General features: G+C 64.3%; 21 protein-coding genes. 13 read left to right on the top strand and 8 right to left on the bottom strand.

What is annotated here, in order from left to right; translation table 11 throughout:
* Positions 1-56: 56 nt before the first annotated feature.
* From asd to KXR72_RS16320, 3 genes are read right to left on the bottom strand one after another with little or no spacing between them, the layout of a single operon-like run.
* Positions 57-947: an archaetidylserine decarboxylase gene (gene asd, locus KXR72_RS16330; RefSeq protein WP_437422149.1), complete on the bottom strand. Its 891-nt coding sequence runs from the start codon at positions 945-947 to the stop codon at positions 57-59.
* A gap of 11 nt (positions 948-958) precedes the next feature.
* Entirely contained in the window at positions 959-1,774 is an 816-nt protein-coding gene (locus KXR72_RS16325; protein WP_437422148.1) for a rhodanese-like domain-containing protein, read from the bottom strand.
* 44 nt (positions 1,775-1,818) lie between these two features.
* The gene (locus tag KXR72_RS16320) at positions 1,819-3,336 is read right to left on the bottom strand and encodes an HDOD domain-containing protein (RefSeq protein ID WP_437422147.1); all 1,518 of its coding nucleotides are present in this window, start codon (positions 3,334-3,336) and stop codon (positions 1,819-1,821) included.
* Positions 3,337-3,496: 160 nt separating this feature from the next.
* Here KXR72_RS16320 and motA point away from each other — a divergent pair, with 160 nt between their 5' ends.
* Positions 3,497-4,348: a flagellar motor stator protein MotA gene (gene motA / locus KXR72_RS16315; RefSeq protein ID WP_437422146.1), complete on the top strand. Its 852-nt coding sequence runs from the start codon at positions 3,497-3,499 to the stop codon at positions 4,346-4,348.
* Positions 4,349-4,356: 8 nt separating this feature from the next.
* Entirely contained in the window at positions 4,357-5,382 is a 1,026-nt protein-coding gene (gene motB, locus KXR72_RS16310) for a flagellar motor protein MotB (RefSeq protein WP_437422145.1), read from the top strand.
* A gap of 15 nt (positions 5,383-5,397) precedes the next feature.
* Here motB and rsgA read toward each other — a convergent pair whose 3' ends face one another.
* The gene (rsgA, locus tag KXR72_RS16305) at positions 5,398-6,429 is read right to left on the bottom strand and encodes a small ribosomal subunit biogenesis GTPase RsgA (protein WP_437422144.1); all 1,032 of its coding nucleotides are present in this window, start codon (positions 6,427-6,429) and stop codon (positions 5,398-5,400) included.
* A 168-nt stretch (positions 6,430-6,597) separates the two neighbouring features.
* On the opposite strand from rsgA, the gene KXR72_RS16300 reads away from it, so the two are divergent.
* A complete protein-coding gene (locus tag KXR72_RS16300) occupies positions 6,598-7,407 on the top strand; it encodes a class I SAM-dependent methyltransferase (protein WP_437422143.1) in 810 nt (269 codons plus the stop codon).
* A gap of 28 nt (positions 7,408-7,435) precedes the next feature.
* Positions 7,436-7,978, top strand: coding sequence for an oligoribonuclease (gene orn, locus KXR72_RS16295; RefSeq protein WP_437422142.1), 543 nt, complete (start codon positions 7,436-7,438; stop codon positions 7,976-7,978).
* A 138-nt stretch (positions 7,979-8,116) separates the two neighbouring features.
* Here the strand turns inward: orn and KXR72_RS16290 are convergent, their stop codons facing one another.
* From KXR72_RS16290 to KXR72_RS16280, 3 genes are all read right to left on the bottom strand, one after another.
* On the bottom strand, positions 8,117-8,758 hold the full coding sequence (locus KXR72_RS16290; RefSeq protein WP_437422141.1) for an oxidoreductase: 642 nt from the start codon (positions 8,756-8,758) through the stop codon (positions 8,117-8,119).
* Between the two features lie 33 nt (positions 8,759-8,791).
* Positions 8,792-10,471, bottom strand: a complete 1,680-nt coding sequence (locus KXR72_RS16285) for a C13 family peptidase (RefSeq protein ID WP_437422140.1) — start codon at positions 10,469-10,471, stop codon at positions 8,792-8,794.
* 75 nt (positions 10,472-10,546) lie between these two features.
* Complete coding sequence (locus tag KXR72_RS16280) at positions 10,547-11,002, bottom strand: MaoC family dehydratase (RefSeq protein WP_437422139.1); 456 nt, start codon at positions 11,000-11,002, stop codon at positions 10,547-10,549.
* A gap of 169 nt (positions 11,003-11,171) precedes the next feature.
* Here KXR72_RS16280 and KXR72_RS16275 point away from each other — a divergent pair, with 169 nt between their 5' ends.
* The 3 genes from KXR72_RS16275 to KXR72_RS16265 are packed head-to-tail and all read left to right on the top strand — an operon-like array spanning position 11,172 to position 12,847.
* Positions 11,172-11,534 carry a CidA/LrgA family protein gene (locus tag KXR72_RS16275; RefSeq protein ID WP_437422138.1) on the top strand — a complete coding sequence of 121 codons (363 nt, stop codon included), beginning with the start codon at positions 11,172-11,174 and terminating at the stop codon, positions 11,532-11,534.
* Positions 11,531-12,250, top strand: coding sequence for an LrgB family protein (locus KXR72_RS16270; RefSeq protein WP_437422137.1), 720 nt, complete (start codon positions 11,531-11,533; stop codon positions 12,248-12,250). The genes KXR72_RS16275 and KXR72_RS16270 overlap by 4 nt, the downstream gene beginning before the upstream one ends.
* 9 nt (positions 12,251-12,259) lie before the next feature.
* Positions 12,260-12,847, top strand: coding sequence for an LON peptidase substrate-binding domain-containing protein (locus KXR72_RS16265; RefSeq protein WP_437422136.1), 588 nt, complete (start codon positions 12,260-12,262; stop codon positions 12,845-12,847).
* Between the two features lie 6 nt (positions 12,848-12,853).
* On the opposite strand, the gene KXR72_RS16260 is transcribed toward KXR72_RS16265, so the two are convergent.
* A complete protein-coding gene (locus tag KXR72_RS16260) occupies positions 12,854-14,173 on the bottom strand; it encodes a bifunctional DedA family/phosphatase PAP2 family protein (RefSeq protein WP_437422135.1) in 1,320 nt (439 codons plus the stop codon).
* Between the two features lie 188 nt (positions 14,174-14,361).
* On the opposite strand from KXR72_RS16260, the gene KXR72_RS16255 reads away from it, so the two are divergent.
* From KXR72_RS16255 to rodA, 6 genes are read left to right on the top strand one after another with little or no spacing between them, the layout of a single operon-like run.
* Complete coding sequence (locus KXR72_RS16255; protein WP_437422134.1) at positions 14,362-15,627, top strand: glutamate-5-semialdehyde dehydrogenase; 1,266 nt, start codon at positions 14,362-14,364, stop codon at positions 15,625-15,627.
* Positions 15,627-16,286: a nicotinate-nucleotide adenylyltransferase gene (nadD, locus tag KXR72_RS16250; protein WP_437422133.1), complete on the top strand. Its 660-nt coding sequence runs from the start codon at positions 15,627-15,629 to the stop codon at positions 16,284-16,286. The genes KXR72_RS16255 and nadD overlap by 1 nt, the downstream gene beginning before the upstream one ends.
* A 15-nt stretch (positions 16,287-16,301) precedes the next feature.
* Positions 16,302-16,661 (top strand): ribosome silencing factor, encoded by a 360-nt coding sequence (rsfS, locus tag KXR72_RS16245; protein WP_437422132.1) that lies wholly within the window; start codon positions 16,302-16,304, stop codon positions 16,659-16,661.
* A gap of 8 nt (positions 16,662-16,669) precedes the next feature.
* Positions 16,670-17,137 carry a 23S rRNA (pseudouridine(1915)-N(3))-methyltransferase RlmH gene (gene rlmH / locus KXR72_RS16240; protein ID WP_437422131.1) on the top strand — a complete coding sequence of 156 codons (468 nt, stop codon included), beginning with the start codon at positions 16,670-16,672 and terminating at the stop codon, positions 17,135-17,137.
* 11 nt (positions 17,138-17,148) lie between these two features.
* Positions 17,149-19,038, top strand: a complete 1,890-nt coding sequence (gene mrdA, locus KXR72_RS16235; RefSeq protein ID WP_437422130.1) for a penicillin-binding protein 2 — start codon at positions 17,149-17,151, stop codon at positions 19,036-19,038.
* A complete protein-coding gene (gene rodA / locus KXR72_RS16230) occupies positions 19,035-20,180 on the top strand; it encodes a rod shape-determining protein RodA (protein ID WP_437422129.1) in 1,146 nt (381 codons plus the stop codon). Before mrdA ends, rodA begins: the two co-directional genes overlap by 4 nt.
* The last annotated feature ends 49 nt before the right edge of the window (positions 20,181-20,229 follow it).

Genomic DNA, 20,229 nt, shown 5'->3' with positions numbered 1-20,229 from the left:
CATAGCGGACCTGTCCGGTCGGGTCAGTCGCAACTGACCGTTGGTGCCGATCAGGGTTACGCTGGCTCGTCTGCCATCAGGCCTGCGGCGGTAGTCACCTGGCCCAGGCTCTCTCCCATGCGAACAGGGCTCAGGGCCGTCAGTTCCGTGGCCCAGCTGACTTGCTCGGGGCCGAACAGGAGAATGACCGTCGAGCCCAGTTTAAAGCGACCCATTTCGGCGCCCTTGGCCAATTGGATGGGCGCGCGAGCGGTCTCGTCGTAGCGCACCGTTTTAAGGCTGCGCTTAGGCGGGGTGACCAGCCCAGCCCAGACCGTTTCGATGCTGGCGACGATCATGGCGCCGACGAGCACCATTGCCATCGGGCCATGCTCGGTATCGAAAAGGCAGACCACGCGCTCATTGCGCGCGAACAGTTCTGGCACGCCTTCGGTGGTGACGGTATTGACCGAGAAAATCCGCCCGGGCACGTAGACCATCTCGCGCAGCGTGCCCGCGACCGGCATGTGCACACGGTGATAGTCCTTTGGTGAGAGGTAAACCGTGGCGAAACTGCCGCCCATGAAGGGCGCCGCGCGTTCGTGATCTCCGCCGAGCAGTTCCATCACGCTGTAGCTGTGGCCTTTGGCTTGGAAGATCCGGCCCTGCTCGATCGTGCCGAGCTGGCTGATGGCACCATCGCAAGGGTTGAGGATGGCGCCGGGTGTCGGGTCGAGCGGGCGGGCGCCGTCTTTCAGCGCGCGGGTGAAGAAGGCGTTGAAATGCTCGTACTCCGTGGGTTCCTCGACTTGCGCCTCATGCATGGGCACCCCGAAGTGACGGATGAATGCCTTGATGAAGGTGTTCTTCACCCAGGGCAGGCGGCATTCGGCGAGGCAGCCGGCGACGCGGGAGACCAGGTGATGCGGAAGCAGGTATTGGCTGATGACGAACAAGCGATCTATCATGGGTGACCTTTTCATTGCTGAATCGGGGTGTCGGGCAGGTTGCCCCATTCGCCCCAGGAGCCGGCGTATCCTTTGACTCGTGGGTAGCCGAGCGCCTTCGCCACCAGGTAGGTAAAGCCTGACCGGTGGTGCGTCTGGCAGTGCGTGATGACTTCTTTATCGGGGCTGATGCCGAGCGCCAGCAACTGCTCGGCGATGTCCTCGCGGATGCGCATGGCGCGCGCGGGGTCCATGCCCGCCGTCCATTCGAAATTGACGGCGCCGGGGATATGACCAGCGCGTGCCGCCAGTACCTTCTCGCCCCGGTATTCCTGCGGCGATCGCGCGTCCCAGATCACCACGTCGTCGGCGCCAAGGCGGCTTTCGATGTATTCGCGGCTGGCAGTCGGCGCGTCGTCCAGCGTCAGCTCGACGGGGCTACTGCCCGGCGCGGGAATTTCACGAGAGAGCGGCCGGCCCTCCGCCAGCCAGGCATGCAGGCCGCCGTCGAGATAGTGGTAACGGCGATGCCCGATGACATCGAGCAGCCAGATGAAACGCCCCGCCCAGCCGCCGCCTTCGTCGTCATATAGCACGTAGACCGCATCGGCCCGATGGCCCAGGGTGCTGAACAGCGCCTCGAGCTGAGTCCGAGTCGGTGCACGGCCGGGTGCGGGCGGCTGGCCGAGCTGAGTCTGCTTGGGGTCGACGAAGCGGGCGCCGGGGATGTGGCCCTCGGCATAGCGCCCAGCGCTGGTCAGGTCGACCAGGATGAGTTCGGGCGCATCGAGGCGGTCGGCCAGCTCGGCCGGTTCGATCACCAGGGGCAGATTTGAGAAGGCGGACACGTCGAGCCTCGGCTGATCTGAAAGCACGCAGTCTAGCGAAAAAGCTAGCGGCCGCGCTTGCTGAACGTGGCCAGGGCCCGCTCGATGCATTGCACGGTTTTGCCGAAGGCCTGCACCGAGCTGTCGCTCAAGGGGGCGTTGGCCTGGTCGGCGACGACCAGCATCACCACGCGCCCGTCCAGGCCGACCGAGCGAAGCAGCACGTGCTCACCGGGAAACAGGCTCTTGAGCGTTCCCGGCAGCATGGCGGAGAACTGCGCGACGTTGGCTGGGTTCAGGCGGAGCAGGGCGGGCTTTTCCAGCAAGCGCCGCAGCACCTGGCTCTGCTCGGGATCGAAGGTGGCGTGGACCGCAGCCTGCGGAAGGCCGTTGGCGTGCTGGGCGATGAGTCGGTGTTGGCGACGATCGACCAGCATCACCAACACGCGTGACAACCCTGCCGCCGTGAGCGCCCGCCCGGCCGTCGCGCTCAATTGCAGCACGTTGCTGTAGGGTGACCGATCGGCCAGCAGCTCGCGGCACAGATCGCGCCATTGCTGCGCCTGCGCAGGGGAGGGGGCAGACTCGACCTTGCGTGCTTGTTGGAAGCGGCTTTCCCAGGGCCAGAGTAGCCCCTGCGCTGGGTGCCAGAGATCGGTAGGGCCGATTGCCTGGGCGCTGGTCGTGGCCTGCTGGTGGACCAGTTGCTGCAATTCGCCCAGCGGCACCTGTAGGTAAAGCCCTGCGAGGCGTTGCCAGCGCAGGCTATGGATGCCATTCCAGCTGTGGTGCGACGACAGGGCGAGCCCGTTCGCGAGCACGATGGTGTTGCTGGGCAGTGTCAGCCAGCGCCGAAGCTCGGCGTCGGCGTCGAGCATCTGCTGCTGGTGCAGTGGGTGTTCGTTGTCGCGCGCGATGTGCAGAGCCTTGATCAACAGGCGCCGGTTCTCGCGCAGCAGCCGGTAGCCGAGGGCGATCCAACCCGGCAGCGCCCAGTGTTCGGCCACGGCGACGCACAGATCCAGCAGCGGCACGCCGAGCAGTTCCTGCTCGACCTTAGGTGCTGGTTCGCCACCGACCAACACGCGCTGCTCCCAGGCGTCGAGCAGCGCTGGCTGGGCTGCGACAAGCGCCCAGATCGGCGAGAGAAACAGCAGGCTGTTCCAGTGGATTTCCTGCCACAGTCGGGCGAGGCGAGCGGCGAACAGCCCGTTGGCCTGCTGGCTTGCGTGCTGGCTAATCAGCAACAGCTGCCGCAGCGGCGCGGGGATGTCCTTGGGTTTGGCTGCGGGAACGCGCTGGAACAACGCCTCGGCACGCTTGAGCCCGATGCGGCTCAAGGCGATTTCCAGGCTTTCGGCGGGCTTGTTCGCCGCGGCGGCATCCTGGTTCGCTTCGCGGATAACGTTCAGCGCCAGCACCGGGCTTTCCTGGATCAACTCGGATATCTGCCGCATTGATTTGCTGCTGTCACGCAGGCCGCGTTGAACCTGGGCGTAGGCATTGGCATCGGCAGGCAGCACGACAGCGTCTAGCGCCTTGATCCAGGCCGGCAGCGTGCGGGGTAGCGGGGTCGTGGTCATGAGGTCGCCGAACTAGCATTTCATCGGGATGGCCTTTAGTCTGGCGCAAAAGTTCCGATAACCCGAACAATTCTTTCGATCTGCCCGCCCGGCGCCCTGTGCGGCAATCTGCTGCGCGTTCAGGCACCCCTCCGTGACCAGGTTTTAGACGTACCTATCTATGGCAAAAATTATCGGCATCATCGTGGTATTCGCCAGTGTGCTTGGCGGATTCATCCTGTCCGGCGGCAAGCTAGGGGCACTCATTCACCCCTTCGAGGTCATGATCATCGGCGGCGCGGCCCTTGGCGGCTTTCTGCAGGCCAACCCAGGCAGCACGACCAAGATCGTGTTCAAGAAATCGCTGCAGATGTTCGGGCATCGCTTCACCCATAAGTTCTATCTCGAAGTGCTCGGGATGCTCTACGAGATCCTCAACAAGAGCCGGCGCGAGGGCATGATGGCCATCGAGGCCGACCTCGAGGACCCCAAGGCCAGTCCGATCTTCAGCAAATACCCCTCCGTCATCAAGGACGAGCGCATGACTGCCTTCGTCTGCGATTACTTGCGCATCATGTCGTCCGGCAACATGGCCCCGCACGAACTTGAAGGCCTGTTCGACATGGAGCTTACCGGCCTCAAGGAAGAACTGGAGCACCCCTCGCATGCCGTGGCAAAGATCGCCGACGGCCTTCCGGCGATGGGTATCGTCGCGGCGGTGCTCGGGATCGTGATCACGATGTCGATCCTGGCGTCGGCGACCAACGCTGAGATCGGCGAAAAGGTTGCGACCGCGCTGGTCGGTACCTTCCTCGGGATTCTCGCGTCATACGGCTTTTTCGGCCCGCTTTCCGCCGCCCTCGAACACGACGCCAAGGAAGAGCTGAACCTCTACGAAAGCATCAAGGCAACCCTGGTTGCTTCCGCGTCGGGGATGCCGCCGACACTGGCCGTCGAGTTTGGCCGCAAGGTGCTCCTGCCGGCCCATCGGCCGAGCTTTTCCGAACTCGAACAAGCCATGCGCGGTAGTTAAGAACAGCGATGGACAACAACCAACCAATCATCGTCAAGCGGGTCAAGAAATCCGCTGCCGGTCACCATGGCGGTGCCTGGAAGATCGCCTTCGCCGATTTCGCGACGGCCATGATGGCGTTCTTCCTGGTGATGTGGCTGATGAGTTCGGCCACGCCCGAGCAGAAGCGCGCAATCTCCGGTTACTTCCAGGACCCCATTGGCTTTACCGAGAGTGCTAGCCCCTACGTGATCGACCTGGGCGGTACGCCCACGCCTGCCCCGGACCGTACGCTCAACGAGCAGGTCGACGAGCAGCCGCAGCAGACCGAGGCGAGCATCAATCCAGATCAGGTCGAGAACCTGGCCGAGCAGCTCGACAAGGAACGCCTGGAACTGCTGCTGCAGGAGTTGCAGAACAAAGTTGACGAAAATCCGGAACTGACGCGCTTCAAGGATCAGATCCTGTTCGAGATCACCCAGGACGGGCTGCGCATCCAGATCATGGATGCTGAGAACCGCCCGATGTTCGCGCTCGGCAGCGCCCAACTGCAGCCCTATTTCGAAGACATCCTGCTGGCGATGGCAGACACCATTCGCGCCGTGCCGAACAAGATCAGCGTCAGCGGCCATACCGACGCCAAACCGTATTCCGGGCGGGGCGAGTTCGGCAACTGGGAGCTGTCGGCCGGGCGTGCCAACGCGGCGCGGCGTGCGTTAGTCGCCGGAGGCTATCCGGAAGACCAGATCGCTCGTGTGGTCGGTTACGCGTCGTCGGCGCTGTTCGATCGCGAAGATCCGCTGAATCCGGTCAACCGCCGCATCGACATCCTCGTGTTGACCAAGAAGGCGCAGCGCAACATCGAAGGTGAGCAGTCCGAAGCCACCGACGAGGCTGCACCGCCGGCGGGCGCAGCGCCCAATCCCGCGCCGCCGGCCGTGCCCGGTGCGCTTGCGCCCGCGGCGGGTAGCGACCCGCTGCAACCGGAGCAGTTACGCGAGCGCCTGAATATTTTCGAGGGCGGCGTCTTGAAGTTCGACCAGCCTGGCGAGTGAGGCGGCCGAGGTCGATCAATACTCGGGTGCTTGCAACCCGCTGATGATGTGCCGATAGCTTTGCATGCGCTGCGGCTGTATCCGGCCTTCCTCGAGTGCCTTGAGCAGGGCGCAGCCCGGTTCGCGGTCGTGCTTGCAGTCACGGAAGCGGCAGCGTCCCAGTAGATCCTGAAACTCGATGAACCCGGCTTCGACGTCCGCACGGCTGACATGGCCGAGGCCGAACTCGCGAATGCCCGGTGAGTCGATCAGCTCGCCACCGCCAGGGAAATGAAACAGGCGAGCCGTCGTGGTGGTATGCGTACCTTTGCCGGTCATCTCTGACAGCGCACCGACGCGAGTATCCACGCCGGGTAGCAGGCTGTTGACCAGCGACGACTTGCCCACTCCCGACTGCCCGACAAACACGCTGACCTGCCCGTCGAGCCGCTGCCGGAGCGCGTCCATGCCCGCCCCGTCGTGGGCAGACACTTCCAACAGCGGATAACCGAGTGTGCGGTACACCGAAAGCAGCGCGTCGAGCGCGGGCTGGTTGTGCGCATCGATCAGGTCAGCCTTGTTGAGCAGAAGCAGCGGCGCGATACCGGCATGTTCGGCGGCGACCAAGTAGCGGTCGATGAGGTTGGCGTGGGGTTCGGGTAGCGGCGCGAAGACGATTACGATCAGGTCGACATTCGCCGCGACCGGCTTGAGCTGGCCGCGAGTGTCGGGCCGGCACAGCTCCGAATGGCGCGGCAACTGCGCGACGATCACACCGATGCCTTGATTGCCTGGCCGCCAGACGACCTGATCGCCAGTCACAAGCGCGGGCAGGTTTGCGCGCAGGTGGCAGCGAAACACCTGGCCGCGCTGGTCGCCGTCCTGGGCTTCGACTTCCACCTGGACGCCAAAATGCGCGATGACCAGGCCGGTCTGCTCCGGGCCGAGGTCGCCCCCTTCGAGTTCATCGATGGCGCGGGACTCGCGCCGTGCCGCGCGAGCGGCGCGCTCCTCCTGGATTTTCTCGATGCGCCAGCTTTGTCGGCGGTTGAGTTGGCGTTTGGCCATGTATGTGAAGCCCAGGGTGGAAAGGGATGCGAGTCTAGCATGCTGATCGTGGCGGCCTGCGGGGCGCGTCGCCCGGTGGATGCCGAGGCGGGCTGATATCTGGTGGTTTGCGCAGCGGCAGTCACAGCGGTTTAGACTCAGGCGTCGCGTTCTTGGTTGTTAAGGTCCATGGCGAATCAGGCTCCCGTTCGAATCCCTGCACTCGTGGCGTTGGCCAGTCATCTGGTTGCGGCCGTGGTCTGCTGGTTGCTGCTGTTCACTGCCGCACGCTTGTTCGGCATGCATGTCACCCTGCTGATGGCCGCCTTGGTACAGGGCGTGCTGGCCGCGCTGGTTGGCCGCCGCCTGGGGCTATCGGGATGGTGGTTGCCGATCAACTTCGTCTTCGTCCCTGCGTTGGTTCTGATGCAGGCTCACGCCTTGCCGCCCTGGGTCTTGCTGCTCGGCTTCGCGGTGCTGCTGCTACTCAACTGGAATGCGCTGGTTGAGCGCGTGCCGCTCTACCTCACCGGGCCGGCGACTGAGCAGGTGTTGTCCGAGCGTCTGGCGCGGCTGCCGGAAAGCTTTGCCTTCGTCGACCTCGGCTGCGGTGTCGGCGGCAGCCTGCTGCGGCTGGCCGGGACCTACCCGGCGGCGCGTTTCGTTGGGGTCGAGACCGCGCCGCTTCCCTTCCTGATCTGCTGGCTGCGGTGCCTGGCACGGCGCAACTGCCGGGTACGGTTTCGCAGCCTATGGCAGGAGCCGCTCGGCGAATACGATGCGGTCTATTGCTTTCTCTCGCCGGCGCCAATGCCGCGCCTGTGGGAAAAGGCCTGCGCGGAAATGCACCCGGGCGCGCTGCTGATCAGCAATAGCTTCGAGGTACCGGGCGTGCCGGCCGAGGAGGTGCTGCAGGTCAATGACTTGCGCCATTCGCGTTTGCTGGTCTGGCAGCCCGGGCGGACAGGGGCACCTGACGCTCCGGGTGCGAACGGCTAAACTGCGAGACACAGCCAAGGAGCACACCATGCAGAGCCCGCAGAACCTGATCTGGATCGACCTCGAAATGACCGGCCTCGACCCGGACAACGACGTCATCATCGAAATGGCCACCATCGTCACCGACAGCCAGCTCAACGTGCTGGCCGAAGGCCCGGTCATCGCGATTCACCAGAGTGACGAAGTGCTAGCCGGGATGGATGAATGGAATACTCGCCAGCACGGCGGTTCGGGCCTGACCCAGCGGGTGCGTGAAAGCCGCATTTCTACGGAGGAAGCCGAGGCGCAGACGCTGGCCTTCCTCGAGCAATGGGTGCCCAAGGGCAAGTCCCCCATCTGCGGCAACAGCATCTGCCAGGACCGCCGTTTCCTCTACCGGCGCATGCCGAGGCTGGAAGCGTATTTCCACTACCGCAATCTTGATGTCTCGACCCTGAAGGAGCTCGCCGCGCGCTGGGCGCCGGACGTGCTGGCCAGTTTCAAGAAAGGCGGAACCCACCTGGCGCTGGACGACATCCGTGAGTCGATCGCCGAGCTGCGGCATTATCGCGAGCATTTCATCAAGGGCTGAAGGCCGGGCCCCAGGCTATGCCCGCGCCTTAATGAAGCACAGCCGGCTCGTATGGCGCGTTGGGCGAGCGGCGCTGCCTAACGCAGGGATACGCTCAGCGTTGTACCGCTCCTCCAGCCGCTCGGCTCCGGAACGGGTCTATTTCCCCAACCGCCTCAGCTCATCCGATTCGACCACGCGTGTGCCTTCGCCCTCTTCCAGCGCGAGGCGCCAGAGTGAGCGGGCAAGCGTGCAGGCAGAGATACCGCGGTATTTGCCGGGCAGCAGGTAGGACAGCGGGGCGGTCAGCCGCTCCATCGGGCGGACTTCCATGCGAGGGCCGAGCAGTTGGGCCGGGCGCGCAAGGGTCAGTTGGGGCCAACCTTGCGCGCGCAGCGAGGCTTCCATTTCGCCCTTGACCTTGAGGTAGAAGATTGGGCTGTCCGGATTGGCGCCGAGCGAACTGATCACCAGTAGATGACGGGCGCCGAGTTCGCGGGCACGACGGGCAAAGGCGATCACCAGATCGTGGTCGATGGCCTTGAAGGCTTCTTCGCTGCCGGCTTCTTTTAAGGTGCTGCCCAGGCAGCAAAAGGCTGTATCGAACTGCCCCTCCAGCTGGCCAAGCTGCGACTGCAGCGGACCGATCGGGTTTTGCAGGCGAGGGTGTTCGGCGAGCGGTTTACGCGTGGGCGCCAGAACGCAGTCGACGGTGGGCTCGTTGAGCAGGCGGTCGAGCAGGTGCTCGCCGGTCAGTCCGGTGGCGCCGGCAAGCAAAATGCGCTGGGGCGTCAAATACATGGTGAGGTTTCCTGTGACTGCTTCCTGTGGTGGTCAGTCGGCTACTGCCGGCTGCCTGGGTTGCAACTGGCGCCAGTGCTCGACGACCTTGGGCGGCGCCCAAATCTGCGGTTCCGAAGCTTGATAGTGGTCGGCCTGTTCCCGTTCGGCAACCCTGGCCTTCGCCAGCGTGAACGCTTCGACGATGTCGCGGGTTTGCTGCAGCGCCTCGGCGAACAGTGCGCGGCCGAAGTAGGTGAAGTCCGCTTCTTCGCTGCACCCGAACGACACGCGGTCGGCGCGCGCCGCGGTGAGTATCAATGTATCCGGGCTTTTCAGCGGTTCGATAAATCCGCCCGAATAGCACGCCGAGATGACAAGGATCTTGTGGCGCCCCTGCAGGGGCGCCAGTAGTTCCGCCAGTTCGCTGGCCGGCAGGTCTTCGAGGGCCAAGCGTGGCTGGTCGACGGCGAGCTGGTGGTCGGCCGATCCGTGGCTGGTGAAGTAGATGAACAGCAAGTCCTCCGGGCCGCTGCGCTCGGCCAGGGTCTCGATCGCGCGGGCCAGGTTCTCATGCGTAGCCAGCGGACGATCGGCGAGGTGGTCGCGGTGGTTGGCCAGGCTGATCTGGCCGTGCGCGGCGAAGCGCTCGGCGAGCAATTGGTCGACATAGTCAACCTCACGCAGGAATACGCTCTGCTGGCCATCGCCAGCAAAGGTCAGGCTGTAGAGCTCCGCTGCGGGTGTGGAGGGCGGCACCGCGCTCAATGCCTTCTGCAGCAGTTGGCCCTGGGCAAGCAGGCCGAGCTCCAGCGGGTCGGGTAGGCGGTTGCCCTCGCCGTCGCGTCGCAGGCGGCCGTCTCTCCAAAGCCCTTGCTGTACGCGCCCGTCCGCTTCGGTCAACGTACCCTCGCCGTCGAACTGGCCGTGCCTGAAACCGCCGTCGTAGCGGCTGCCGTCAGCTCGCTCGAGGCGGCCCTTCCCGTGATACTGCCAGACCTGGAAGCCGCCGTCGTAGCGCGTTCCGTTCGCGCTGACATAGCGCCCCTCGCCTGTCAGGGCGCCGCGCTCGAAGACGCCTTCCCAGCTGTTGCCTTCGCCATCCTCATAACGACCTCGGCCGTGGAACAGATCCTTGTCGAAGTGGCCGGCGTAGCGCTCGCCTGTGCTGCCAGTGAACTCGCCCGCGCCAGTTGCTTGGCCGTCGATAAACGTCCCGCTGAGCGTGCCGGAGGCGTCGCTACGGCTGCCTTCGCCATGGGGTTGGCCTTCGATGAAAGCGCCGTGGTAGACCACGCCATCATCGGTGCTCAGGGTGCCGATGCCATGGTAGAGATCATTCTTGAACTCACCTTCGTAGCTCAGCCCCGGTTCGTTGTAGCGACCCTTGCCGTTGAAGGTCCCTGCGCGGAACATGCCTTCGTAGACGCCACCGGAGGCGTAGCTGAAGCGGCCTTGGCCATCGAACAAACCGACCTTGAACTCGCCCTCGTAGCGGTCGCCGTTGGCGGCCTGCCAGATGCCGGGGCCGGACCAGCGGCCCTCTACGAAGTGGCCCTGGTAATAGCTGCCGTTGGGGTAGTCAATTCGGCCTTCGCCCTGTAGCAGGCCGTCGACGATCTCGCCGCGGTAGCGACCACCGTCGGGGAGCACGCCATCGGCCGGCAGCAGTGGTTCGCCGTCACCACAGCCGGCCAGCAGGGAAATCAGGGTCATGGGAAGCAGGCGGCGCATACGACGATCCAGCGAGAAAGATGGGCGCAGTATGCCCCAAAGCTCGCCAGCCCCTGCAAGGCGCGGCTTGTGGGATCAGGTGATGCACAGCGCGAGCGTTTCGGCGATGTAGGCCGGCTTGTCGGCGCCATCGATCTCCATCACGACGCGTGCCTTGAGCAGCCATTGGCCGGGGTTCTTTTCGTAGGCGTCGAGCAGTGTCACCGCCAGGCGCACGCGCGAGCCCACGCGCACTGGCTGGATGAATCGCAGGCTGTCGAGCCCGTAGTTGACCCCCATCCGCGTGCCTTCAGGCGTGACCAGTAGGTCACCCATGAGCATCGGTATCAAGGACAGCGACAGGAAGCCGTGCGCGATTGTGCCACCGAAGGGCGTCTGCGCCGCCTTCTCCGGGTCGATATGGATGAACTGGTGATCGCCCGTGCATTCGGCAAATTGGTCGACGCGAGCCTGGTCGACGGTGAACCATTCGGAGCGCCCGAGCTCCTTGCCAATGTAGTCCTTGAGCGTTGCGGCGGGTACTTGCGGCATGCGGCCTCCGGGGTGGTCGTACAGGTGTTCTGCTAGATCAGCACGCACGTCGCGGCAAGGCAACCAAGCATGGGCATCGCGAATGGCGTGGCATAGGCCGTCGCTGCGTTTGAGCGGGGTGTTCGGCGAGCGGATGCTTATAATCGCGCTTCGTTACCTGGAGGCTTGCATGCTGCTACGCGGTTTAACCTGGCTGGTGCTGTTCCAGCTGCTTGGCACAGCGTTGAATGTGCTGCTGTTGCCCATGTTGCCGGGCCCGATCATCGGGCTGGTTTTGCTGTTTCTCGCGCTCTTGACGCGCGGCGAGGCGGGCGAGTCGCTGCAGCTTGCCGCGAGCAGCCTGCTGCGCTACCTGCCGCTGTTGCTGGTGCCGCCGGCGGTCGGTGTGATGGCGTACACCGAGGCGATCCTCGATGACTTCTGGGCAATCGTCGGGGTGCTCGTCGTGTCGCTGGTCGTGTCGCTGGTTTTCACAGGCTGGTTGATGCAGACGCTGGTCCGCCGCCAGCAACGCAAGGCGGGCCGCGCATGATTCCGTTGCAATGGCAAGCGGCCTGGGAGGCGGTGATCCATCATCCGCTGTTTGGCGTGGCGATCACCTTGGCGGCGTTCCAGCTGGCGTTCGCGGCCTACGAGCGCACGCGCTGGGTGTTCCTGCAACCCGTGCTGGTTTCGATGTTGATGGTGATTGGCATCTTGGTGCTGTGTGGCCTGAGTTACACCGAGTACCGGGCGAGCGCACAAATGTTGACCGTGTTGCTAGGCCCGGCGACGGTCGCGCTGGCCGTGCCGCTGTACCTGAACCTGCGGCGCATCCACGAACTGTTCGCACCGATCATGTTGACACTGCTGATTGCCGGTTCGGTTGCGACGGCGCTGGGGATGGCGCTTGCCTGGGGCTTCGGTGCGGATCGGGTGATCCTGATGACGCTCGCGCCCAAGTCGGTGACGTCGCCAATCGCCATGCTGGTGGCCGACCAGATCGGCGGCATCGTCGCGCTGGCGGCGGTGTTCGTCATGATCACCGGTATCCTCGGGGCGATTTTCGGTCCGACCTTGTTGCGTATGTGCCGGGTGAGCAATCCGGCTGCGCGGGGTATGGCGCTGGGGTTGACCGCGCATGCCGTCGGCACGGCCCAGGCGCTGCAGGAAAGTGACGAGAGTGGGGCGTTCGCCGCCCTGGCGATGAGTCTGATGGGCGTAATGACCGCGGTCCTGTTGCCGCTGGTCGTCACGCTGCTGTTGTAAGGAGAACGCATGAAGCTGCCGCTGTTTCCACTCGATACCGTGCTGTTTCCCGGCTGTACGCTGGATTTGCAGATTTTCGAGGCACGCTACCTGGACATGGTCAGCCGCTGCATGAAGGCCGGGCACGGGTTTGGCGTCGTGCGCATCGTCGATGGGAGTGAAGTAGGCGATGCCGCCCGCGCCTATGCCCAGGTCGGCTGCGAAGCGCTCATTCGCGACTGGCAACAACAGCCCAACGGCCTGCTCGGCATTCGCGTCGAAGGCGGTCGGCGCTTCGACGTGGGCCCGGCCGAGGTGCAGCGCGACCAGCTTATCGTGGCGGATGTCGCCTGGCGCGACGAGCCTGAAGACCCGCCGCTCGAGGCGGAGCATGCCGATCTTGCCGTGTTGCTGGAAGCGCTCGGGCAACACCCCTTGGTGCGGACGCTGGGCATGGGTGGGATGGCGCACGGGCAGCGTTCTCTGGGGCATCAACTGGCTTACCTGCTGCCCTTCCAACCGGACCAGAAGGTCGAGCTGCTTCAGCTCGATACCACCGATGCGTTGTTGGAGCGCATTCAGGGGTGGCTCGAGCAATTGCAGGATGAGGAAGCCTAGCGGCACTCATTGATAGCGGTAGAGCAGCATCGCGCCAGGCAGTGCCCAGAGCGCGAACGCTCCGATCAGGCCGAGCGTCGAAGGCAGGATCAGCCACCAGATCCGCGGCGACAGGGCACTCATCGGCGAGCGCCACTGGGTCAGGGTCAGGCTCAAGGCGCAGAAGGTCGAGGCCAGCACGGCGCCGGCAATGACGTCGGACGGCCAGTGCACGCCCAGGTACACGCGTGACAAGGCAATCGCTGTTGCAGGCAGCGTCGCCAGCAGTACCCAGGCCAGCCGCAGGCGCGGCGGTTGGCCTCGCCCGGCAAGCACCCCAAGGGTGAGAAAGAAGGCGAACGCCGCCGAGCTATGCCCGCTGGGAAAGCTGTACGTGTGCAGCGGCTCGAGCAGGATCTCCGGGCGCACCCGGGCGAAGGTGGCCTTTAGCGCGCCATTTGCCAGCGCCGTGCCGAGCAGCGTGGCGATGCTGAAGACAGCAGCACGCCACTGTCGCGTCGCGAGCAGCAGTAGACCAAGCAGCACCGCGGCCCATAGCTGAGTCTTGAAGTCGCCGGCGCGGGTTACGATCACCATGAAGCGGTCGAAGACCGGGCTGCGCTCGCCCTGCACCACGGCCATCAGCCCCTCGTCAAAGGCTTCCAGGTAGGGCCAGCCGATGAAAAGACCCATCAACAAGGCCGCGCTCAGCAGCGCCGCCAGCGGAGTTACCCAGCGCACCCGGTGCAGGCTGCAGTGCACCACGGCCCCGATCAGTAGGAGCAGCCCGGCCAAGACGATGCCCGCTTCGCCCCAGAAGCCTTCCGGTAGCGGCAAGCGCACAGCGGCACCGGCAGTCCAGCCCGGCAACAGGTAGGCCATGGACCAACCCGCTGCGGCGACCAGGCTGACCAACAGAAAACGGCCGAAGGGCATGTCGAGCATGCCGGCGGTAAGCGGCAGCATGGGCCGCAAAGGGCCAATGAAGCGACCAACCAATAGGCTCGCGATGCCGTAGCGTTGGAAATACACCTCCGCCCGTGTCAGCCACTCCGGGTGGTTGCGTAGCGCCCGTATGCTGCGGATGTTCTGGTGGTAGCGCCTGCCCAGCGCATAGGACAGCAGGTCACCCAGCAGCCCGCCGGCGTACCCAAGCAGCAAGGTTTCCCCCAGCGTCAGCACGCCGCTACCGGCCAGGACCGCAATGGCGAACACCAGCACCGTGCCGGGCATCAGCAGCCCGACGATGGCCAGGCATTCAAGGCACGCGACGAGGAACAGGCTCAGGCCAAGCCATTGCGGATTGTCGGCGAGCCAATTGATCAGTGGCGCAAGCCATTCGGGCATTTGTGGTTTCCTTCGACCGAGAGGGTTTCGACCGGGCTTCCGGCAGCCAGGTTTCAAACGGGCATCATAGCGGCGCCGAGCAGGCGTGGCTGGCAGGGCGGATACTGCCTTTCGCCGGACGCCGCTGGGCGCGGGCCTTGATGGTGGCTATAATCCGCGGCTTTCCCTTGAGCCAGGCCAGCTAGACCATGACCGAGTCCGTACTCGATTACATGAACCGCCTCGGTCGCGCCGCGCGCGAGGCGTCGCGTGTGCTTGCACGTGCCACTACTGCGCAGAAGAATCGTGCTTTGCAAGCAGCGGCCACGGCGCTCGACGCGGCGCGTGAAGCCCTGGTCGATGCCAACCGGCGGGATCTCGAGGCAGGGCGCGCGAACGGTCTGGATGAGGCCATGCTCGATCGCCTCGCGCTGTCCCCGGCTCGCATCGACGATATGATCGAAGGCCTGCGCCAGGTTGCAGCCTTGCCAGACCCGATCGGTGAAATTCGCGACATGCGCTACCTGCCCTCCGGCATCCAGGTTGGCAAGATGCGCGTCCCGCTCGGCGTGGTTGGCATCATCTACGAATCGCGGCCGAACGTGACCATCGATGCCGCCAGCCTGTGCCTCAAGTCAGGCAATGCCACCATCCTGCGTGGCGGCTCCGAGGCCATCCATTCGAATCAGGCGATCGCGCGTTGCATTCAGCAGGGCCTGGCCGAGGCCGGATTGCCGGCTGCCGCGGTGCAGGTCGTCGAGACCACCGATCGTGCCGCGGTCGGAGCCCTCATCACCATGCCTGAATTCGTCGATGTCATCGTGCCTCGGGGCGGCAAGGGGCTGATCGAGCGCATCAGTCGAGACGCCAAAGTGCCAGTGATCAAGCACCTGGACGGCATCTGCCATGTGTTCATCGACCAGGCCGCCGACCTGGACAAGGCGATCCGCGTCGCCGACAACGCCAAGACCCAGCGCTACGCGCCCTGCAATACCATGGAGACGCTGCTGGTACACGCCGCGATCGCGCCTCGTGTGCTGCCGCCGCTGGCGGCGATCTACCGTGACAAGGGCGTCGAACTGCGTGGCTGCCCGAATACCCGGCAATTGCTCGGCGCCGACGTGCTGGAGGCGAGCGAGCAGGACTGGGCCACCGAATACAACGCGCCCATCCTGGCGATCCGCATCGTCTCGTCGTTGGACGAGGCCATCGAACACATCAACCGCTTCGGCTCGCAGCACACCGACGCCATCGTCACCGAGCATTTCAGCGACGCGCGGCGTTTCATTACCGAGGTCGATTCCGCCTCGGTGATGGTCAACGCCTCGACCCGTTTTGCCGATGGTTTCGAATACGGGCTGGGTGCCGAGATAGGCATTTCCACCGACAAGCTGCACGCACGCGGGCCGGTGGGCCTGGAGGGCCTGACGAGCGAGAAGTACGTCGTGTTCGGCGATGGCCACGTACGGACCTGATGACAGCGATTCCTGGAGCACGGCGCGTCGGCGTGCTGGGCGGTACGTTCGATCCGATTCACATCGGCCATTTGCGCGGTGCGCTGGAAGTGGCCGAAATGTTCGGGCTCGACGAGGTGCGGCTGTTGCCGAATTTCCGTCCGCCGCACCGCGAAGCGCCCTGCAGTTCGGCGCAGGATCGCCTGGCGATGGTCCGGCTGGCTGTCGAAGGCGTCCCGCCGCTGAGTGTGGATGCACGTGAACTGGAGCGCGATCGGCCGTCGTACACCATCGAGACGTTGGAGTCGCTTCGCAGTGAGCTGGGCGCCGATGACCAGCTTTTTCTGATCGTCGGCTGGGATGCGTTCTGCGGTTTGCCTGGCTGGTACCGCTGGGACGAGTTGCTCGAACATTGCCACTTGTTGGTCATGCAGCGGCCCGACGCCGATAGCGAGGCGCCCGAAGCGCTGCGTGATCTGCTCGCCGCGCGCAGCGTGAGCGATCCACAGGCGTTGACCGGGCGCCATGGGCAGATCGCTTTCGTCTGGCAGGCGCCGCTGGGTGTGTCGGCTACGCGCATCCGTCAATTTCTGGCCAGCGGTCGGTCGGTCCGATTTCTCGTACCCGATACCGTACTGGCTTATATCAACGCGCACGGACTGTACCGGGCGTCGAACTGAGGTTGTTCAAGCACTATGCAAAATGATTCTTTGGTCCAGCTGGCCGTCAGCGCCCTGGAAGACCTGAAAGGCGCCGACATCACCACCATCGATGTCCGCGGAAAGACCAGTGTTACCGACTTCATGGTGATCGCTAGCGGGACCTCCAGCCGTCACGTCAAGTCGCTGGCCGACAATGTCTTGGAAAAGGTCAAGGAGCAGGGCGTGCGCCCGCTGGGTAGCGAAGGCCTGGAAGGCGGCGAGTGGGCGCTGCTCGACCTGGGTGACGTCGTGGTACATGTCATGCAGGTGCCGACCCGGCAGTTCTATGACCTCGAGCGCCTCTGGCAGGGCGCCGAGCAGAGCCGCGCACACCACGCCGGCGAGCAGGAGTAACGCGCTCCGTGCGGATCAAGCTGGTCGCCGTGGGTTCGAAGATGCCGCGCTGGGTGGAAGACGGCTGGCAGGAGTACGTCAAACGCCTCCCGGCCGAGTTGCCCTTGGAACTGCACGAGATACCGCTTAATACCCGTGGCAAGAATGCCGACGTGGCGCGGTTGATTCGCCAGGAAGGCGAGGCCATGCTGGCGAAGGTGCAGCCCGGCGAGCGGATCGTCACCCTCGAGGTGCAAGGCCGCCCCTGGAGTACTGAGCAGCTGGCGGCCGAGCTCGATCGCTGGCGGCTCGATGCGCGTAACGTCAACCTCATGGTAGGTGGGCCTGAAGGGCTCGCGCCAGAGGTCTGCGCGCGTAGCGAACAGCGTTGGTCGCTGTCGCCCTTGACGCTGCCGCATCCGCTGGTACGCATCCTGGTGGGTGAGCAGATCTACCGCGCCTGGACGCTGCTGTCCGGCCACCCTTATCACAAGTAGTTCAGCCCGAGATGTCCCAGCCCATACCCCTTAAGGACCACGAAAAGGACGCCCGTCTGGTGCGTCAGCGCGTGATCGTGGGCGCGGTGGTGGTGCTCGTGATGATTTGTGTGCTGATCGCCCGGATGTACTACTTGCAAGTGGTGCAGTACCAGTATCACTCCACGCTGTCCGAGAACAACCGGGTTCATGTGCAGCCTATCCCGCCTAACCGCGGGCTCATCTTCGACCGCACCGGCAAGATCATCGCCGACAACCGGCCGAGTTTCAGCCTGACGGTGACCCGCGAGCGCGCCGGCGATTGGCGGCACACGCTGGATACCGTGGTCGAGGTGCTTGGACTGTCGGCCGAAGAACGTGCCTTGTTCGAAAAGCGCGTCTTGCAGGGGCGCAGACCGTTCGAGCCCGTGCCGATCATGTACGAGCTGTCCGAAGAACAGATCGCGCGCATCGCGGTGGACCAGTTCCGCCTGCCGGGCGTCGAGGTGGCCGCGCAGTTGGTGCGGCACTACCCCCAGGGCGAGCACTTCGCCCACTCGGTCGGCTACGTGGGGCGGATCAACGAGGCGGAGCTCAAGCAACTCGATCCGGTCAACTACAGCGGCACCCACCACATCGGTAAGACCGGCATCGAGCGCTTCTACGAGGACTCGCTGCACGGTCAGGTGGGCTACGAGGAAGTTGAAACCAATGCTCGCGGGCGGGTCCTGCGGGTGCTCAAGCGCACCGACCCGATTCCGGGCAAGGACCTGACGCTGACCCTCGACCTCGACCTGCAGGAAGCTGCGGAGGCGGCGCTCGCCGGCCGGCGTGGTGCAGTCGTTGCGTTGCAGCCCGCCACGGGCGAGGTACTGGCCATGGTCAGTCAGCCCAGCTTCGACCCCAACCTATTCGTCACCGGGATCAGCTTCAAGGATTACGGCGCGCTGCGCGATTCGATCGACCGGCCGCTGTTCAACCGCGTCCTGCGTGGCCTTTACCCGCCGGGTTCGACGATCAAGCCGATGATGGCGGTCGCCGGGCTCGATACCGGCGTGGTGACCGAAAACTCGCGCGTCTTTGACCCTGGCTTCTTCCAGCTGCCCAACGTCAAGCACAAGTACCGTAACTGGAACCGCGGCGGTGATGGTTGGGTGGACCTGGAAACGGCGATCATGCGATCCAATGACACCTATTTTTACGACCTTGCCCACAAGATGGGCATCGACCGCATGCACGACTACATGTCCCGATTTGGCATTGGCCAGCGCGTGTCGCTGGACATGTTCGAGGAAACGGCTGGTCTGATGCCCTCGCGGGACTGGAAGCGGGCACGTTATCGTCAGCCGTGGTATCCGGGGGAAACGGTCATTCTCGGTATTGGTCAGGGCTACATGCAGGCCACGCCTCTGCAGTTGGCACAAGCTACCGCGTTGATGGCTAACCGTGGCAAATGGATTCGTCCGCACCTGGCGCGCCGCATCGAAGGCGAGCTACCGGTCGATCCGGAGCCCATGCCGGACATCCAGCTGCGCGATCCACGCTACTGGGAGGCTTCGATCAATGGCATGGTGAAGGTGCTGCACGGCGCGCGCGGCACTGCGAAAAAAGTCGGCGACACCTCGACCTACCGCATCGCCGGCAAGAGCGGTACAGCCCAGGTGGTGGCGATCAAACAAGGCGAGCGCTACGACAGCGGCAAACTCAACGAGCGGCACCGCGATCACGCCTTGTTCGTCGCCTTCGCGCCGGTGGACAACCCGCAGATTGCCGTGGCCGTCATGGTGGAGAACGGGGAGTCGGGCTCGGGCGTGGCGGCCCCGGTCGCCAAGCAGGTGATGGATGCCTGGCTGCTGGACGAGAATGGCCAGCTAAAAGCGGAATACGCCCCGTTATTAAAAGCGGAGGTAGCCGCCCCATGAGCCAGACGTTCGACCGGACCCTCTCTACCACCGACGTGATGCGCCGCCGCGCGACGCTGCTGCAACGCCTGCATATCGACGGCGTGCTCCTGGTGCTGCTGTTGCTGCTGGCATGTGGCAGCCTGTTCATTCTCTATTCGGCAGGCGGCAAGAACCTCGACCTGCTGCTCAAGCAGGCCTCGTCGTTCGGCATTGGCATGGCCGCGATGTTCGTCATCGCTCAGCTGGAACCGCGATTCATGGCGCGCTGGGTGCCGCTCGGTTACCTCATCGTGGTCGGCCTGCTGGTGGCGGTGGACTTCGTCGGCTACACCGCGATGGGCGCGACGCGCTGGATCAGCATTCCGGGCGTAATCCGCTTCCAGCCATCCGAATTCATGAAAATCATCATGCCGATGACGATCGCCTGGTATCTCTCCGCACGGGCGTTGCCGCCGAGTATCAAACACACGCTCATCAGCCTGGCGATGATCGTGGTGCCCTTCGTGCTGATCCTCAAGCAGCCCGACCTCGGGACTTCGCTGCTGGTGTTGGTATCCGGTGCCTTCGTCCTGTTCATTGCCGGCTTGCGTTGGCGCTGGATCGCTGGCGCGGTCGCGGCGCTGGTCCCGATCGCGGTCGGCATGTGGTACTTCGTGCTGCACAACTACCAGAAGCAACGCGTTCATACCTTCCTGGATCCCGAGAGCGACCCGCTGGGCACCGGCTGGAACATCATCCAGTCCAAAGCTGCGATCGGCTCCGGCGGCGTGTTCGGCAAGGGCTGGCTGCTGGGCACCCAGTCGCACCTGGATTTTTTGCCCGAAAGCCACACGGACTTTATCATTGCCGTTCTCGCGGAAGAGTTCGGCCTGGTCGGGGTGTGCCTGCTGTTGCTGGTGTATCTGTTGCTGATCGCGCGCGGGCTGATGATCACTGTTCAGGCGCAAACCCTGTTCGGCAAGTTGCTGGCCGGGTCGCTGACCATGACGTTTTTCGTCTACGTGTTCATTAATATCGGCATGGTCAGCGGGCTGCTTCCCGTGGTGGGCGTGCCGCTGCCCTTCATCAGCTTCGGCGGAACTTCGCTGGTAACGCTATTGTCAGGCTTCGGGATTCTGATGTCGGTCCACACCCATCGAAAATGGATTGCGCAGGTATGACGGCTGCTGGAGAGAGCGAGCGCGTCCTGCTGGGATCGTCGCGTGCAGT

This window comes from Stutzerimonas chloritidismutans, assembly GCF_051486945.1.
In the GTDB taxonomy this organism is placed as follows: Bacteria; Pseudomonadota; Gammaproteobacteria; order Pseudomonadales; family Pseudomonadaceae; genus Stutzerimonas; species Stutzerimonas chloritidismutans_B.
The sequence above is the reverse complement of the archived record's forward strand: the minus strand, read 5'-3'. Positions and strand labels throughout refer to the sequence as shown.

What these genes read in the sequence shown, in the direction of transcription:
- rsgA (WP_437422144.1), bottom strand. Translation starts at nt 6,429, where the DNA reads ATGGCCAAACGCCAACTCAACCGCCGACAAAGCTGGCGCATCGAGAAA.
- KXR72_RS16320 (WP_437422147.1), bottom strand. Translation starts at nt 3,336, where the DNA reads ATGACCACGACCCCGCTACCCCGCACGCTGCCGGCCTGGATCAAGGCG.
- rsfS (WP_437422132.1), top strand. Translation starts at nt 16,302, where the DNA reads ATGCAAAATGATTCTTTGGTCCAGCTGGCCGTCAGCGCCCTGGAAGAC.
- KXR72_RS16280 (WP_437422139.1), bottom strand. Translation starts at nt 11,002, where the DNA reads ATGCCGCAAGTACCCGCCGCAACGCTCAAGGACTACATTGGCAAGGAG.
- motA (WP_437422146.1), top strand. Translation starts at nt 3,497, where the DNA reads ATGGCAAAAATTATCGGCATCATCGTGGTATTCGCCAGTGTGCTTGGC.
- KXR72_RS16290 (WP_437422141.1), bottom strand. Translation starts at nt 8,758, where the DNA reads ATGTATTTGACGCCCCAGCGCATTTTGCTTGCCGGCGCCACCGGACTG.
- motB (WP_437422145.1), top strand. Translation starts at nt 4,357, where the DNA reads ATGGACAACAACCAACCAATCATCGTCAAGCGGGTCAAGAAATCCGCT.
- rodA (WP_437422129.1), top strand. Translation starts at nt 19,035, where the DNA reads ATGAGCCAGACGTTCGACCGGACCCTCTCTACCACCGACGTGATGCGC.
- orn (WP_437422142.1), top strand. Translation starts at nt 7,436, where the DNA reads ATGCAGAGCCCGCAGAACCTGATCTGGATCGACCTCGAAATGACCGGC.
- KXR72_RS16260 (WP_437422135.1), bottom strand. Translation starts at nt 14,173, where the DNA reads ATGCCCGAATGGCTTGCGCCACTGATCAATTGGCTCGCCGACAATCCG.
- KXR72_RS16275 (WP_437422138.1), top strand. Translation starts at nt 11,172, where the DNA reads ATGCTGCTACGCGGTTTAACCTGGCTGGTGCTGTTCCAGCTGCTTGGC.
- KXR72_RS16265 (WP_437422136.1), top strand. Translation starts at nt 12,260, where the DNA reads ATGAAGCTGCCGCTGTTTCCACTCGATACCGTGCTGTTTCCCGGCTGT.
- KXR72_RS16270 (WP_437422137.1), top strand. Translation starts at nt 11,531, where the DNA reads ATGATTCCGTTGCAATGGCAAGCGGCCTGGGAGGCGGTGATCCATCAT.
- asd (WP_437422149.1), bottom strand. Translation starts at nt 947, where the DNA reads ATGATAGATCGCTTGTTCGTCATCAGCCAATACCTGCTTCCGCATCAC.
- KXR72_RS16285 (WP_437422140.1), bottom strand. Translation starts at nt 10,471, where the DNA reads ATGCGCCGCCTGCTTCCCATGACCCTGATTTCCCTGCTGGCCGGCTGT.
- KXR72_RS16300 (WP_437422143.1), top strand. Translation starts at nt 6,598, where the DNA reads ATGGCGAATCAGGCTCCCGTTCGAATCCCTGCACTCGTGGCGTTGGCC.
- KXR72_RS16255 (WP_437422134.1), top strand. Translation starts at nt 14,362, where the DNA reads ATGACCGAGTCCGTACTCGATTACATGAACCGCCTCGGTCGCGCCGCG.
- nadD (WP_437422133.1), top strand. Translation starts at nt 15,627, where the DNA reads ATGACAGCGATTCCTGGAGCACGGCGCGTCGGCGTGCTGGGCGGTACG.
- mrdA (WP_437422130.1), top strand. Translation starts at nt 17,149, where the DNA reads ATGTCCCAGCCCATACCCCTTAAGGACCACGAAAAGGACGCCCGTCTG.